General features: G+C 65.6%; 13 protein-coding genes. 6 read left to right on the top strand and 7 right to left on the bottom strand.

Going from position 1 to position 14,148, the window contains the following annotated elements; all coding sequences use genetic code 11:
• The first annotated feature begins 73 nt into the window (after window positions 1-73).
• Both BN1079_RS09095 and BN1079_RS09090 read left to right on the top strand, forming a co-directional pair.
• Window positions 74-937 (top strand): isocitrate lyase/PEP mutase family protein, encoded by an 864-nt coding sequence (locus BN1079_RS09095; protein WP_037023821.1) that lies wholly within the window; start codon window positions 74-76, stop codon window positions 935-937.
• A 213-nt stretch (window positions 938-1,150) separates the two neighbouring features.
• The gene (locus tag BN1079_RS09090; protein ID WP_037023819.1) at window positions 1,151-1,783 is read left to right on the top strand and encodes a pseudouridine synthase; all 633 of its coding nucleotides are present in this window, start codon (window positions 1,151-1,153) and stop codon (window positions 1,781-1,783) included.
• A gap of 16 nt (window positions 1,784-1,799) precedes the next feature.
• Here the strand turns inward: BN1079_RS09090 and BN1079_RS09085 are convergent, their stop codons facing one another.
• The 3 genes from BN1079_RS09085 to BN1079_RS09075 all read right to left on the bottom strand — a co-directional run bounded on the left by BN1079_RS09085 (window position 1,800) and on the right by BN1079_RS09075 (window position 3,169).
• Window positions 1,800-2,018 carry a DUF2788 domain-containing protein gene (locus BN1079_RS09085; RefSeq protein ID WP_037023817.1) on the bottom strand — a complete coding sequence of 73 codons (219 nt, stop codon included), beginning with the start codon at window positions 2,016-2,018 and terminating at the stop codon, window positions 1,800-1,802.
• Window positions 2,019-2,098: 80 nt separating this feature from the next.
• Window positions 2,099-2,470 carry a globin gene (locus BN1079_RS09080; RefSeq protein ID WP_037023815.1) on the bottom strand — a complete coding sequence of 124 codons (372 nt, stop codon included), beginning with the start codon at window positions 2,468-2,470 and terminating at the stop codon, window positions 2,099-2,101.
• 219 nt (window positions 2,471-2,689) lie between these two features.
• Window positions 2,690-3,169, bottom strand: a complete 480-nt coding sequence (locus tag BN1079_RS09075) for an Lrp/AsnC family transcriptional regulator (RefSeq protein WP_037023813.1) — start codon at window positions 3,167-3,169, stop codon at window positions 2,690-2,692.
• A 468-nt stretch (window positions 3,170-3,637) separates the two neighbouring features.
• On the opposite strand from BN1079_RS09075, the gene BN1079_RS09065 reads away from it, so the two are divergent.
• From BN1079_RS09065 to BN1079_RS09055, 3 genes are read left to right on the top strand one after another with little or no spacing between them, the layout of a single operon-like run.
• Entirely contained in the window at window positions 3,638-4,816 is a 1,179-nt protein-coding gene (locus tag BN1079_RS09065; protein ID WP_037023809.1) for an efflux RND transporter periplasmic adaptor subunit, read from the top strand.
• Between the two features lie 3 nt (window positions 4,817-4,819).
• Complete coding sequence (locus BN1079_RS09060) at window positions 4,820-6,040, top strand: ABC transporter permease (protein WP_037023808.1); 1,221 nt, start codon at window positions 4,820-4,822, stop codon at window positions 6,038-6,040.
• Window positions 6,033-6,734 carry an ABC transporter ATP-binding protein gene (locus BN1079_RS09055; RefSeq protein WP_037023806.1) on the top strand — a complete coding sequence of 234 codons (702 nt, stop codon included), beginning with the start codon at window positions 6,033-6,035 and terminating at the stop codon, window positions 6,732-6,734. The genes BN1079_RS09060 and BN1079_RS09055 overlap by 8 nt, the downstream gene beginning before the upstream one ends.
• 9 nt (window positions 6,735-6,743) lie before the next feature.
• Here BN1079_RS09055 and BN1079_RS09050 read toward each other — a convergent pair whose 3' ends face one another.
• Together BN1079_RS09050 and BN1079_RS09045 are read right to left on the bottom strand one after the other, a co-directional pair.
• Complete coding sequence (locus tag BN1079_RS09050; protein ID WP_037023805.1) at window positions 6,744-7,634, bottom strand: cation diffusion facilitator family transporter; 891 nt, start codon at window positions 7,632-7,634, stop codon at window positions 6,744-6,746.
• 10 nt (window positions 7,635-7,644) lie between these two features.
• A complete protein-coding gene (locus tag BN1079_RS09045; protein WP_037026727.1) occupies window positions 7,645-8,061 on the bottom strand; it encodes a hypothetical protein in 417 nt (138 codons plus the stop codon).
• Between the two features lie 187 nt (window positions 8,062-8,248).
• On the opposite strand from BN1079_RS09045, the gene hrpB reads away from it, so the two are divergent.
• Window positions 8,249-10,756, top strand: a complete 2,508-nt coding sequence (gene hrpB / locus BN1079_RS09040; RefSeq protein ID WP_037023803.1) for an ATP-dependent helicase HrpB — start codon at window positions 8,249-8,251, stop codon at window positions 10,754-10,756.
• A 12-nt stretch (window positions 10,757-10,768) separates the two neighbouring features.
• On the opposite strand, the gene BN1079_RS09035 is transcribed toward hrpB, so the two are convergent.
• Together BN1079_RS09035 and BN1079_RS09030 are read right to left on the bottom strand one after the other, a co-directional pair.
• Window positions 10,769-13,111 carry an FdhF/YdeP family oxidoreductase gene (locus tag BN1079_RS09035; protein WP_037023801.1) on the bottom strand — a complete coding sequence of 781 codons (2,343 nt, stop codon included), beginning with the start codon at window positions 13,109-13,111 and terminating at the stop codon, window positions 10,769-10,771.
• A 114-nt stretch (window positions 13,112-13,225) separates the two neighbouring features.
• On the bottom strand, window positions 13,226-14,113 hold the full coding sequence (locus BN1079_RS09030; protein WP_037023799.1) for a LysR family transcriptional regulator: 888 nt from the start codon (window positions 14,111-14,113) through the stop codon (window positions 13,226-13,228).
• Window positions 14,114-14,148 lie beyond the last annotated feature (35 nt).

Below are 14,148 nucleotides of genomic sequence, written 5' to 3'. Positions count from 1 at the left end.
TAATCCAGCTTCCAAACCCTTATCGAACAAGGGCGATTCGACCCTTGCGTGTGCTTATTCAGGTAAATAACAAATGCAGCGAGTTTCTCATCACACCTTGCGCAGCGATTTCCGCAAGCTTCTGGCTTCGGATGGCTGTTACCACACTGCTTCGGTTTTCGATCCGATGTCGGCACGTATTGCTGCCGATCTCGAGTTCGAGGTGGGCATTCTCGGCGGCTCGATCGCCTCGTTGCAGGTACTGGCAGCGCCGGACTTTGCATTGATCACACTCAGCGAATTCGTCGAACAGGCCACCCGCATTGGGCGCGTAACCCGGCTGCCGATCATCGCTGACGCCGACCACGGCTACGGCAACGCGCTGAACGTGATGCGCACCGTGATCGAGCTGGAGCGTGCCGGCATCGCTGCGCTGACCATTGAAGATACCCTGCTGCCGGCCAAGTTCGGCCGCAAGTCCACCGACCTGATCGGCATGTTCGAGGCAGTGGGCAAGATCCGCGCGGCGCTGGAGGCTCGGGTCGATCCCGAGATGTGCATCATCGCTCGAACCAACGCCGGGGTGATCGGGCTGGAAGAAGTGATTGCCCGCGCCCAGGCCTACGAGAAGGCCGGTGCCGACGCGATCTGTCTGGTGGGCATCGAAGATTTCGAGCAGCTCGAACAGGTTTCTGCCGCACTCAGCGTGCCGCTGATGCTGGTCACCTACGGCAACCCGAACCTGCGCGACAACGCCCGACTGGCGTCGCTGGGTGTGCGCATCGTTGTCAACGGCCATGCCGCCTACTTCGCCGCGATCAAGGCGACCTACGACTGCCTGCGTGAGCAGCGCCAGATCGACGCCTCCGACCTCAGCGCTTCCGAGCTGTCGGTCAAGTACTCGACGGCCGAGGAATACATGGTCTGGGCCGAGGAATATATGCAGGTCAAGGAATAAGCGAACCGGCGGCCTCGACGCCCCGAGGGAGGCATTGCGGGCAGGCCTGTGGCCTGCTTCGCCGCGGGTTTGCTGTGGTGGCCGGCTTCTGCGGGAGCCGCACCCTCGGGCTCGTTTGAATGCCCGGTTTTACTCTTTCGACCGGCCTTGCGACTGGACGCCAGGCCCTGGCGGCCTCCAGACTTGCGGCTTTCTCTGTAGAAACGACGTGCCATGCCTCGCCCACCTCGTCCCCGTCCATCCCGACCGTCTCGCTCTGGCGCAAAGCCGCAGCGCCGGCAGTCCAGTGCTGTGCCTGCCGAACCGCGTCTGTTGCTGCTGAACAAGCCCTTCGACGTGCTGACGCAGTTCAATGATGCCGATGGGCGCACCACCTTGAAGGCCTTTGTTCCGGTGCCGGGCGTGTATCCCGCTGGCCGGCTGGACCGCGATAGCGAAGGCCTGCTGTTGCTGACCAATAATGGCCGGCTGCAGGCGCGCATTGCCGACCCCAAGCACAAGCTGCCCAAAACTTACTGGGTACAGGTGGAGGGCGAGGCGAGCGAGGAGCAGTTGCAGCGCCTGCGTGAGGGAGTCGAACTCAACGATGGTCCGACCCTGCCCGCCGAGGTGCGGCTGCTGGACGAGCCAGAGCTATGGCCGCGCAACCCGCCGGTGCGCTTTCGCAAGAGCGTGCCGACCTGCTGGCTGGAACTGGTTATCCGGGAGGGGCGCAATCGTCAGGTGCGGCGCATGACCGCCGCGGTCGGGTTGCCGACCCTGCGCCTGGTGCGTGTGCGCATCGGCCCTTGGTCGCTAGACGGCCTGCAGCCAGGCGAATGGCGCGAAGTGCCGGCGAGCCTGTAGCCGGCCAGCGCTATGGTCAGTGTGGAATACCCTGAGTCGCTTCGATGATGTAGCCGATGATCGGCTTGGCCAGAAAGGCGAACAGGCACAGGCCCAATCCCAGAAAGAGGATGGCGGTACCGAGCCGGCCGGCTTTCGATTTTTTCGCCAGGTCCCAGATGATGAAGGCCATGAAAGACATCAGGCCTCCGACCAGCAGAATCATCATCCATTTTTCAAAAACATCAGGATCCATCGAGCGCTCCGTAGGGCTAGATCGCAAAGGCGGTGATTATACGCCAGCGGCGGACTCTGCTGCATGAGCGGACAGCTGCCTCAGTAGTACGACTTGATGACATCGATGCCCTTGTTCAGGACGTCACGCCAGGCTTTCTGGTCTTCCGGGCTCAAGTTGGGATCGTGCGCAATGATTGTTTGCCGCAGAGCCTGGAGCCAAAGGTCATAGAGTTCCGGCTGAATGTTCAGCCCGGACCGCGAGTGGCTCTGGCCCAAGGCCTTGAGCTTGGTGTCCGGCATGCCGCGGGCGTACAGCACCAGGTTGAGAATTCCCGCGCGTAGCAGATTCTTCTGTGAGGTCATGTCGGTGTTGGTGAACATGTCTCTGATCACTGGGGAAGTGGCGCGGAAGTTGACATAAAAGTCATCGAAAAAGTGTTCGTTGCGGCAGCAACGACCGAAGCTCTGCATGACGCGATCTGTGTCTGCGCAGCTTGTAAATGACGGTTTCGGGATGGCTGCAACGCAGCCGGAAACGGTTGGTCTCGGCTATGACGGCGGCAAATGCTTTATGCGAGCGGAAGCTCTTTTTATGAGGATGCGCGCGGGGGCATAGCAAGGCGGCGCGCATTCTACATCCTGCCTAAGATGCGCGGGGCAGGTATAGGCAGCAGTTCTTGAACTTGGTTATCAACTTTTCAAATGGCCCAGCGGCAGCTCGGTACTGGACGCTACCTGACGCAGCACAAAGCTGGAGCGCACACTGGAGACGCCTTCGATGCGGGTCAGGGTGCCCAGCAGGAAGGCCTGATAATGGTCCATGTCCGGCACAATCACCTTGAGCTGATAGTCGGCGTCCATGCCAGTGACCAGGCTGCACTCCAGCACTTCCGGGCACTTGCCGATCACTTTCTCGAAATGCTCGAAGCGCTCGGGCGTGTGCCTGTCCATGCCGATCAGCACATGGGCGGTTAGTGTCAGGCCAAGCTTCTTGCGGTCCAGCAGGGCCACCTGGCGGGCGATATAACCATCGTCTTCCAGCTGCTTGACCCGCCGAGAACAGGGTGAGGGCGACAGGCCGATGCGCTCGGCCAGTTCCTGGTTGGAAATCCGTGCATCGTGTTGCAGTTCAGCCAGAATGCGCAGATCAAAGCGGTCAAGTTTGCTCATGGTTGCTACCTTGTTGCCTGTAGGTTGCGTTTCTATCGGTTTAGGTTGGTACTGATTGCGCAAGGCTGCTTCTTTCGAGCAATCTTCGCAAACATTATTCGTCGGGTAGGCGTAAGCTTTACCTCAACTTCCGCTTCCGGCAGAAGAGATGAGGCCAACCAGCTTCTACCTCATCGCTGAGTTTATCCAGCTTGGCGATCCGGAGCCGCAGCGCTCACAAGGCGTGATGTTCGAAGAAGCCGCTACCCGCAGCCAGCCAGATGAGAAAAAGGCCATGCCCATGCATGGCCTTTTTCGTTTCTGCGTCCAGCGCTCTGCAAGGCGGTCCGGCTGCTCCTCGTGCACCCTTTAAGAGGTGTTTATAGCGAGTCGCGGCGCTTCGATAAACGCCAGTGTGCAAACATCAATGTCGCTGTGTAGGCTAGCGCTGTCGGCGCCCGTCGCGCCGGGTTCAGGAGTTGTTTCCTCGTGCGGATTGCCCCCAAGACGCTGCTGCGCCTGTTGCTTGCCCTGTTTCTATTGGCGCTGCTGCTCTGGTTCTGGCGACCGTGGCAGGGGCCGCTGCTGACCGGCTATACGCTCGAGGAGCGACCGTTGGTGCAGCGCGTGGTGGCCAGTGGCGAGGTGTCCAGCAAGTCTCTGGCGCGGGTGGGCAGTGAGCTGACCGGGGTGGTCAAGACTCGTCACGTGCGCGAAGGCGATCGTGTTGATGCGGGTGATCTGCTGATCGAGTTGCGTGATGACGAACAGCAGGCCCGGCTGCGCGAAGCCGAGGCCGCGCTGCAACAACTGATCGACTCCAGCCGGCCCCAGGCCGAGGCGCAGCTGCGCGATGCCCAAAGCCGGCTGGAACAGGCCTCCCGCGAACTCGAACGGCGCCAGGCGGTGCATGCGCGCGGGCTGCTCTCCGCCGAGGCGCTGGAGCAGGCCCGCCAGAGCGAAATCAGTGCTCGCGCCACTCGCGACCGCGCCCGCTTGCAGCGCGATGCGCTGGCCGCTGGCGGCAGCGAGGAACAGCAGCTGCGTCAGCGGCTGACGCAGGCGCAGGTCAACCTGGCGCGCACCCTGATCCACGCCGCCCATTCCGGCACGGTACAGACCCGCAACGTCGAGCCCGGCGACCTGGTGCGTCCCGGCGACGTGCTGCTGGAAATCGCCCGCGACGACAGCCGCGAGATCCTGCTGCCGCTGGATGAGAAAAACCTTGGTGCGGTCGCCCTCGACCAGCCGGCCTGGGTAGTGCCCGATGCCTGGCCCGAGCGCGTGCTCAAGGCGCGGGTCAGTTACCTGGCACCGGCGGTCAACCCGGCCCAGGGCACGCTGGACGTGCATCTGGAACTGCTCGACGAGGCGGACTTCCTGCGCCAGGGTATGAGCGTTTCGGTGAACATCGAGACTGCTCGCCTGGAGCGCGCGCTGGTCATCGGCAACGATGCGCTGCTGGCCCGTGACGGAGTTCAGGCGCAGGTTTTGCGGTTGCGCGGGGACGACACCGTGGAGCGGGTGCCGGTGCGCCTGGGCCTGCGCAGCGATGGCCTGAGCGAGGTGCGCGAGGGCCTGGCGGCGGGCGAACGGGTGCTCAATGCGCCTGCCGAGCCCGGCCAGCAGGTTCGCTTCCGGGCGCTGCCATTGCCGGGCACGAACTGACCCATGCGCTGGCTGAACGCCCTCTGGCTCGAATGGAAGATCGCCCTGGCCTTCCTCTTCGACAACCGTCTGCAAACGCTGCTGATCATGGTGGGCATCGGCGTCGGCTCGGCGGTGATCGTCTTTATTACTGCCTTGATTGGTGGCCTGCAGGCCAACGTCATCGAGCGCACCCTGGGCACCCAGGCACATCTGAAGATCGAGATGCCCGATGAGGTCAACCGCGTACTGCCGGCGCCCGATGGCACTGTCGCTCTGGTGCTGCACAGCCCGCGCGCCCAGCGGCTGCGTTCGCTGAGCAACTGGCAGGCACTGCGTGACCTGCTCGATGGCCAGCCCGGTGTGCTGGCGGTGTCGCCGCTGGCCACCGGGCCGGCGATTGCCCGCCGTGGCCAGGCGCGCGCCTCGATCGCGCTGATGGGCATCGATCCGGAGCGCTATCAGCGCATCGTGCCGGTGGCGCGGGATCTGGTGGCCGGGCGCTTCGTGATCGAGGGTGATCAGGTCGCATTGGGCACCGAGCTGGCTCGCGAGCTGGGGTTGTCGGTCGGCGACAAGCTGCGTCTGGACGGTGGCGAAGGGCGCGAACGCGTGGTGCGGGTGGCCGGTATCTTCGAACTGGGCGTGCGCGAGCTGGACGCCCGCTACGTCTATCTGGACCTGCGCCAGGCGCAGATCCTCCTCGACCTGCCCGGCGGGGTGACCCAGATCGACCTCACCGTCGATGACATCTTTTCCGCGGATCGGGTCGCCGAGCGCCTGGCGCGCCTCACCGGCATGCAGGCCGAAAGCTGGATGGCCACCAACGGCCAGCTGCTCAACGCGCTGCGTTCGCAAAGCATGACCACAGAGATGATTCGTGTGTTCGTCGGGCTGTCGGTGGCTTTCGGCATTGCCAGCGTGCTGGCCGTGAGCGTGGTGCAGCGCACCCGCGAGATCGGCATCCTGCGCGCCATGGGCAGCCCGCGCGGACAGGTCATGCGCGTCTTCCTGCTGCAGGGCGGGTTACTGGGGCTGGCCGGCTCGGCCATTGGCGCGCTGGTGGGTTGGGCGCTGATCCAGGTCTTCAATCTGTTCGGCCCGCGGCTGTTCACCGCCGAGGTGGCCCCGGGGCTGGTGCTTTCGGCCATGGCAGTGGCGACCCTGGCCGGCGTGCTTTCGGCAGTGGCGCCGGCCCGGCGTGCGGCCCGTTACGATCCGGCGGTGGCCATCCGTTATGTCTGATCCGGTATTGCGCCTGGAAGGGCTGCGCAAGGTCTACAACCCGGGCACGCCCCAGGAGCAAGAGGTGTTGCGGGGCATCAATCTGAGTCTGGCCCGTGGCGAGCTGACCGCACTGATCGGCCCCAGCGGCTCTGGCAAGAGCACGCTGCTGAATGTCATCGGCCTGCTCGACTCGCCCAGTGCTGGCGAGCTGTACCTGATGGGCCGTCCGACCCGCGACCTGAACGACGAAGCCCGCACGCGCCTGCGCAACGAGGCCATCGGTTTCGTCTTCCAGTTCCATCACCTGATCTCGGCGTTCAGCGTGCTCGACAACGTGCTGATGCCGCTGATGATTCGCCACGGCAAGCCGAGCACTGCTGACGTACGCCTGGCCGAACAGCTGCTGGCTCAGGTCGGGCTTGAGGGCTACGCCGGCAAGCGCGCCGGCCAGCTGTCCGGCGGCCAGCAACAGCGGGTGGCCATTGCCCGCGCGCTGATCACCCGGCCGCCCTTGCTGCTGGCCGACGAGCCCACCGGCAACCTGGATACCCGTACGGCCGAGCAGGTGTTCGAGCTGTTCCGCGAGATCAATCGGGAGTTCGGCTGCGCGGTGCTGGTGGTGACCCACGACCCCCGTCTTTCGGCCAACTGCCGGCGCAGCATCGAGCTGGTCGACGGCCACATTGTGCGGGATACCGGGACGACCCCTTAGCGGTGCCGATCAGCCGCGCTTGGGCGCCACTTCCAGCGGGTCGGCATGCACCAGCACTTCGGCATGGGGATAGCGGTCGTGGATGGCGTGCTCCACCGCCACGCACAGATCGTGGGCGCGTGACAGCGGCAGTTCGCCGGGCAGCTCCAGGTGCATCTGCACGAACCAGCGCGTGCCGGAGATGCGCGTGCGAAAATCGTGGCAGCCGTGCACGCCGGGCACTTCGCACACCAGCTGCTGCATATGCTCGCTGATTTCCGGCGACAGCTCGGTATCCATCAGCACCGCGCCGGCCTCGCGGACGATGCTGATCGCGCTCCAGAGAATGTAGAGCGCGATGGCTATGCCGAACAGCGCATCGAGCCGTTCCCAGCCGAAGCCGGCGAGGACTAGCGCCAGCAGGATGCTGGCGTTGAGCAGCAGGTCGGAGCGGTAGTGCAGCGAATCGGCGCGGATCGCCGTGGAGTGGGTGACCTTCACCACATGGCGCTGATAAGCCAGCAGCAGCGCCGTCATCAGCAGCGACAGCAGCATCACTGCGATGCCGATGGCCTGCGCGCCCAAGGGTTGGGGATGCAGCAGGCGGTCAACGCCCTGCACGCCGACCAGAATCGCGCTGATGCAGATGAACGCGGCCTGGCCCAGCCCGGCCAGCGCCTCGGCCTTGCCGTGGCCGTAGCGGTGGTCGTCATCTGCCGGGCGCAGCGAGTAGTGTACCGCCAGCAGATTGAGCAGCGAGGCGGCGCCGTCCAACAGCGAGTCGGTCAGGCCGGCCAGCAGGCTCACCGAGCCGCTCAGCCACCAGGCCACCGCCTTGCACAGCGCGAGGAGGATGGCGGTGGCCAGTGCCGCGCGGGTGGCGCGGCGCAGCAGCCTGGCGTGCTCGGCGTTGATGCTCACGGGAAGTCGGTCAGGCCGCCGGGCGCAGGCCGAAGGCTGCCAGCTGCTCGAGGCTGCCGCTGTGCTGGATCAGACGCGGGTCGTCCAGCGGCAGGCTGCGGCCGGTCTCCTGCTCGACGATGGCCTTCAGGCGCAGAGTGTCGATCTGGCCGTCAGCACCGATGGCTTCCTGCAGTTTCTCCGGTGCCATGCTGTAGTTTTCGTCGGGGAAGTAGATGGCTCCGGTGGCGAAGTCGATACCGAAGGCGATCAACCCGGGAATGACGTAGAACAGCAGGCCGATAGCGTTGAGCGCGGCAATTGCCGGGTCGATCTTGCCGTCGATTTGCCCGCGCCGATCCGGGTAGAACACCGTGCCGCAGGCGCTCAGTTGGGTGAACAGGGAAACGGCCAACACGCCGCCGATGAGTCGGTTACGAGTACGCATAGGGACCTCCTGAAAATTGTCGCAACTATACAAGGGCCGGATGAAAAGCAGCAGCGGCTCAAGCGGCAAGTAGGCGTAGCCGCGACCTTCTGCTAGGTAAAAGTTGCGGCTGCGCTTATAGACCGGCAAAAACCGCCGAGCGCTCGCCGCTGCCTTACAATCCGCCGCCTGAACGCGGAGTACACCCATGATCCCCCTTCCCATCGACGAAGCCCTGCCGGCGCTGCGCCAGGCCCTGCAGTCCCGTGACGAGGTCGTGCTGGAAGCGCCGCCCGGCGCCGGCAAGACCACCCGAGTGCCGCTGACGCTGCTGGATGAGGCCTGGCTGGACGGGCAGTCGATCGTCATGCTCGAACCGCGGCGGCTGGCTGCCCGTGCGGCGGCGGAAAGGCTGGCCAGCGAGCTGGGCGAGAAGGTCGGCGAAACGGTGGGCTACCGCATCCGCCTGGACAGCAAGGTTGGGCCGAAGACGCGCATCGAGGTGGTCACCGAAGGCATTCTGGCGCGCCGGCTGCAGGACGATCCGGCGCTGGAGGGCGTCGGGCTGGTGATCTTCGATGAGTTCCACGAGCGCAGCCTGGATGCCGATCTGGCCCTGGCGCTGACCCTCAATGCCCGCGACCTGCTGCGCGATGAGCCGCTCAAGGTGTTGCTGATGTCGGCCACGTTGGAAGGCGAGCGGCTGTCGGCGTTGCTGGATAAGGCGCCGGTGGTGCGCAGCGAAGGCCGCATGCATCCGGTGGCGCTGCGCTGGGGCCGGCCTTATCAGCCAGGGGAGCGCATCGAAACGCGGGTGGTACAGGCGGTGCTGCAGGCGCTGGACGAGGAGGGCGGTAGCCTGCTGGTGTTCCTGCCGGGGCAGGCGGAAATTCGCCGGGTCAACGAGGCGCTGGCCGAACAGCTGGCGGGTCGCGAAGACATCCTGCTTTGTCCGCTGCATGGCGAACTGGAGCTGACGGCCCAGCGCGCCGCCATCGACCCCGCGCCAGCCGGCCGGCGCAAGGTGGTGCTGGCCACCAATATCGCCGAGACCAGCCTGACCATCGAAGGTGTGCGCGTGGTTGTCGATGCCGGATTGGCGCGGGTGCCGCGCTTCGATCCCGGCAGCGGCATGACCCGCCTGGTAACCCGGCGCATTTCCCGCGCCTCGGCCACTCAACGCGCCGGGCGCGCCGGGCGGTTGGAACCGGGCGTCTGCTATCGGCTGTGGTCGGAGGAGCAGCACGCGCAACTGAGTGCTTACAGCGAAGCGGAGATTCTTCAGGCTGATCTCGCCGCTGTCGCCCTGCAGCTGGCGCGCTGGGGCGTCGAGCCCGATGAACTGAGCTGGCTGGATCGTCCACCGGCCGCCGCCTATGCCCAGGCTCAGGCGTTGCTGGAGCGACTCGGCGCCTTGCAGCGTAATGCCCACGGCGGCTGGCAGCTGACTGCCGAGGGCCAGGCCATGGCCGAACTGCCGACCCATCCGCGTCTGGCGCATATGCTGTTGCGCGGCCAGACGCTGGGCGTCGCAGCACTGGCGGCAGATGTCGCAGCGTTGCTGGCCGAGCGCGACATCCTGCGCGATGCCGGGGCCGATTTGAGCCTGCGCCTGCAGCAACTGGCGACGGGCCGCGGTAGCGCTGTGCAGCGGGTTCGGCAGTTGTCGCGGCAGTTTCGCGGCCTGCTGCGTGACCGCACCGCTGCGACTGCGCTGGACGAGTCCCAGGCCCTCGCCGCACTGCTGGCCTTCGCCTATCCCGACCGAGTGGCACGCCAGCGCCGTGAGGGCAGTGGTGAGTACCGTCTGGCCAATGGCCGTGCGGCGCAGTTTAGTGAGCCGGATGCGTTGATGAAGGAACCATGGCTGGTAATCGCCGAGCTGGGCAGCCAGCAGGGGCGGCGCGAGGAGCGCATCTACCGCGCGGTGGCGCTGGACCCGGCACTGTTCGACGGCGTGCTGGCCGAGCAGGTGGTCCTGCGTGACGAGCTGGAGTTGGACGAACGCGAAGGCGTACTGCGCGCCGAACGCCAGTGCCGGGTTGGCGAGCTGGTGCTCAGTAGCGAGGCGCTGCCGGGGCTGGACGAGGCAGCGCGTAGCCAGGCGCTGCTCGGTCTGGTGCGGCGCAAGGGGCTTGAGCTGCTGCCCTGGACGCCCGAGCTGCGCCAGTGGCAGGCGCGTATCGCCTTGTTGCGGCAGCTGGATCTCGACAAGGACGGGCGCAGTGACTGGCCGGACGTCAGTGACGCAGCGCTGCTGGAGCGCCTGGAAGAGTGGCTGCTGCCCTATATCGGCAAGGTCTCGCGGTTGGCGCATTTCGCCCAGCTGGACCTGGCAGCGATGCTCGCTACTCTGTTGCCCTGGCCGCTGCCGCAGCGTCTGGACGAGCTGGCGCCAGTCGCCATTGCGGTGCCCTCCGGCTCACGGATTCGCCTGGATTACAGCGAGCAGCCGCCGGTGCTGGCGGTGCGGCTGCAGGAGCTCTTCGGCCTGGCCGACACCCCGCGCATCGCCGGGGGGCGGCAGATCGTCAAGCTGCATCTGCTGTCGCCAGCGCGGCGTCCGGTGCAGGTGACGCAGGATCTGGCGAGTTTCTGGGCCAACACCTACGCCGAGGTGAAGAAGGATTTGAAGGGCAGGTACCCCAAGCACTACTGGCCCGATGACCCGCTGATCGCCGAACCCACCGCCCGGGCCAAGCCGCGAAACAGGTAAGGTTTTGCTTGATCAAACGCTTGCCAGGGCTATCGCAGCCTGAGCGCCGCTGGTGGGCATGATCTTCACGGCGATCGATTTGGACGTGGGCGTGTAGCTCTGCAACCCGGTACTTTCCAGAGGCACCAGGGGATTGGTTTCCGGGTAGTAGGCCGCCGCCTGGCCGGGTGGCGTGTCATAGGCGAGAACGGTGAAGCCGCTTACGCGCCGCTCGATACCGTCATCCCAGAGTGAAACCAGGTCCACCTGCTGCCCGGCTGCAAGGCCCAGGCGGCGAATGTCATCGGGGTTGACGAAGACCACCTTGCGCATGCCCCTGACCCCGCGGTAGCGGTCATCCAGGCCGTACAGCGTTGTGTTGTACTGATCATGGGAGCGCATCGTCTGCAGGATCAGGTCGGGGCTGCCGGACCTGCGAGCCCGTGCCGGCAGCACATCGGCCGGCAGCGGGTGCGCCTTGAATTCGGCGCGCCCGCTCGGTGTTTTCCACTCCCGGCGCGCTGCTGCGTTGCCCAGGTAGAAACCGCCGGGTTGCTGCAATCGCTGGTTGAAGTCGGCGAAGCCGGGGATAGTCGCGGCGATCAGGTCGCGGATGCGGGCGTAATCTTGCGCCAGCCACAGCCAGTCCACCGGGCGCGTGCCCAGGGTCGCCGCAGCCATGCCGGCGACAATGGCCGGTTCCGAGCGCATCAAGGCGGAAAGCGGCTCCAGTTGGCCCCAGGAGGCGTGGATCATGCTGAACGAATCTTCCACAGTTACCGCCTGCGGGCCGCTCGCCTGACGGTCGATATCGGTGCGGCCGAGACACGGCAGGATCAGGGCTTCGCGCCCTGGGGCCAGGTGGCTGCGGTTGAGCTTGGTGCTGATCTGCACGGTCAGGTCGCAGTTGCGCAGCGCCTGATGCGTGCGTGGGCTGTCCGGCGTGGCCTGGGCGAAATTGCCGCCCAGGCCGATAAATACCTTCACCTGACCGGTGAGCATGGCCTGGATGCATTCCACGGTGTTGTGCCCGTTTCGACGAGGCATCGGCAGGTCGAACTGGCGCTCCAGGGCATCGAGCAGCGCCACCGGCGGGCGCTCGTTGATACCCATGGTGCGATCACCCTGCACATTGCTGTGGCCGCGTACCGGGCAGGCACCGGCGCCGAGCTTGCCAAGGTTGCCGCGTAGCATCAGCAGGTTGCTGATTTCCTGGATGGTGGCCACCGAATGGTGGTGCTGGGTGATGCCCATGGCCCAGCAGACGATGGTGCGTCCGGCGTTGCGATAGACCTCAGCGGCCGGGCGAATGGCCTCGCGCGTCAGCCCCGACTGCTGTTCGATCTGCTCCCAGGGCATGGCGTCGACCGCGGCCAGGTAGTCGTCCAGGCCGTGGCTGTGCTCGGTAATAAACGCGTGATCGAACACTGCCGGTGCGCCGCTGGCCTGGGCTTCGCGCTCCCATTGCAGCAGGTACTTGGCCATGCCGCGCAGCACGGCGAGGTCGCCGCCGAGGTTGGGGCGCAGGTACAGGCTGTGGGTTGGGGCGTCCTGATTGGCGAGCATCTCGATGGGCTTTTGCGGGTGCTGGAAACGTTCCAGCCCGCGCTCGCGCAGCGGGTTGAAGCAGACCACCTGGGCACCGCGCTCCAGCGCCTGGCGCAGCGGTTCGAGCATGCGCGGGTGGTTGGTGCCGGGGTTCTGGCCGAGGACGAAGATGGCGTCGGCGTGGTCGAAATCTTCCAGCGTCACCGTGCCTTTGCCGACACCGATGGTTTCGCCGAGGGCCACGCCGCTGGCTTCGTGGCACATGTTCGAGCAGTCGGGAAAATTGTTGGTGCCGAAGCTGCGCACGAACAGCTGGTAGACGAATGCGGCCTCATTGCTGGTGCGGCCGGACGTGTAGAAGGCCGCCTGGTCGGGACTGGCCAGCCCGTTCAGGTGTTTGGCAATCAGGGTGAAGGCGTCATCCCAGCTGATCGGCAGGTAACGGTTGCTGGCGCTGTCGTAGCGCATGGGTTCCGTAAGCCGGCCCTGGTACTCAAGCCAATAGTCGCTTTGTTCGCGCAGCTGACTGAGGCTGTGGCGGGCGAAAAATGCTGCATCCACGCGGCGCCGGGTGGCTTCCCAGTTCACCGCCTTGGCGCCGTTCTCGCAGAACTTCACCGCGCCGGCTTCGGGCGAATCGCCCCAGGCGCATCCGGGGCAGTCGAAGCCGCCGTTCTGGTTGGTGCGCAGCATGGCGCGAATGTTCTTCAACGCATTGCCGCTGCCGATCCAGGCGCTGGCCACACTGCGCAGCGCACCCCAGCCGCCGGCAGGGCCGGTGTAAGGGCGAAAGCGGGTGGCAGGGTGGAAGCGGGAGGTGCGGCTCATGTTGGGCATCCATTCTGGCGCTGCGACAAGTGGTCGCATTTAGCCTAGGGTGGCCGGTCATGAGCGTCCAATCGCTATCCCTGATGGCCTCATCGACCGCGTCGATGGGCTTGCTCAGCGCAGGTCGAGCAGCTCGCGGGCTTCGTTGAAGCAGGTCTCGCCAAGGGCCGAGCGCGGCAGGCCGCTACGCATGATCAGCCCCAGCGGCGCCAGCGTTTCGGCCTGTTCGATGGGAGTCAGGGTCAGGCGTTCGTCCAGGCTGTCGAGGCCGCTTTCCAGCGGCATGATCGCGCAGCACAGGCCGGCGCCAACGGCTTGTAGCAGGTGATGCACGGCGTCGGTTTGCACGCGTGGCGTGAGCACCAGGCCACGACTGCGTAGCGCATGATCGATGGACTGGCGGAAGTGCATGCCGCCGGTAAGCAGGCCGAGCGGCAGGCTGGCCAGCGCTTCCCAGCTCAGGGACGGCGTATCGAAGCGGAAGTGGCGCTCGTCGTGCAACAGGCCCATGCGGGTCGGCCCCAGGGGCAGACTGACGAAGCTCGATTCGTCGTAGCCCTCCAGGTACGACAGCCCCAAGTCCAGCAGATTGCGCCCCAGGCGCTCGAAGATCTGTTCGCTGCTCAGGGCGAACAGCTCGAAGCGCAAGTGCGGGTGACGCTCGCCGAAGGCGCGTACCAGCTGCATCAGGTCGAAGCCGGCCAGGGGCACCACGCCCAGGCGCAGGGTGCCGACCAGCTGACCGCGACAGGACGCCGCCTCGGCCAGCAGCCCATCCTGCGCCGCCAGCACGCTGCGTGCCCAGGCGAGGATGCGTTCACCTTCCGGGGTGAAGCCTTCGAAGCGCTGATCGCGGATTACCAATTGCAGGCCCAGTTCGTCTTCAAGGCTGCGCAGGCGCATCGACAGCGTCGGCTGGGTGACATGGCAGCGTGCCGCCGCCTGGCCGAAGTGCCGGGTTTCATCGAGGGCCACGAGAAACTTCAACTGCTTGATATCCATGGGTCCGCCATTCAGGGATTGGTGCCCGCCCTAGT

It is taken from the genome of Pseudomonas saudiphocaensis (assembly GCF_000756775.1).
Lineage (GTDB): Bacteria > Pseudomonadota > Gammaproteobacteria > Pseudomonadales > Pseudomonadaceae > Stutzerimonas > Stutzerimonas saudiphocaensis.
Note: the sequence above shows the minus strand (reverse complement) of the source record. Positions and strands in the feature narration are given on the sequence as shown.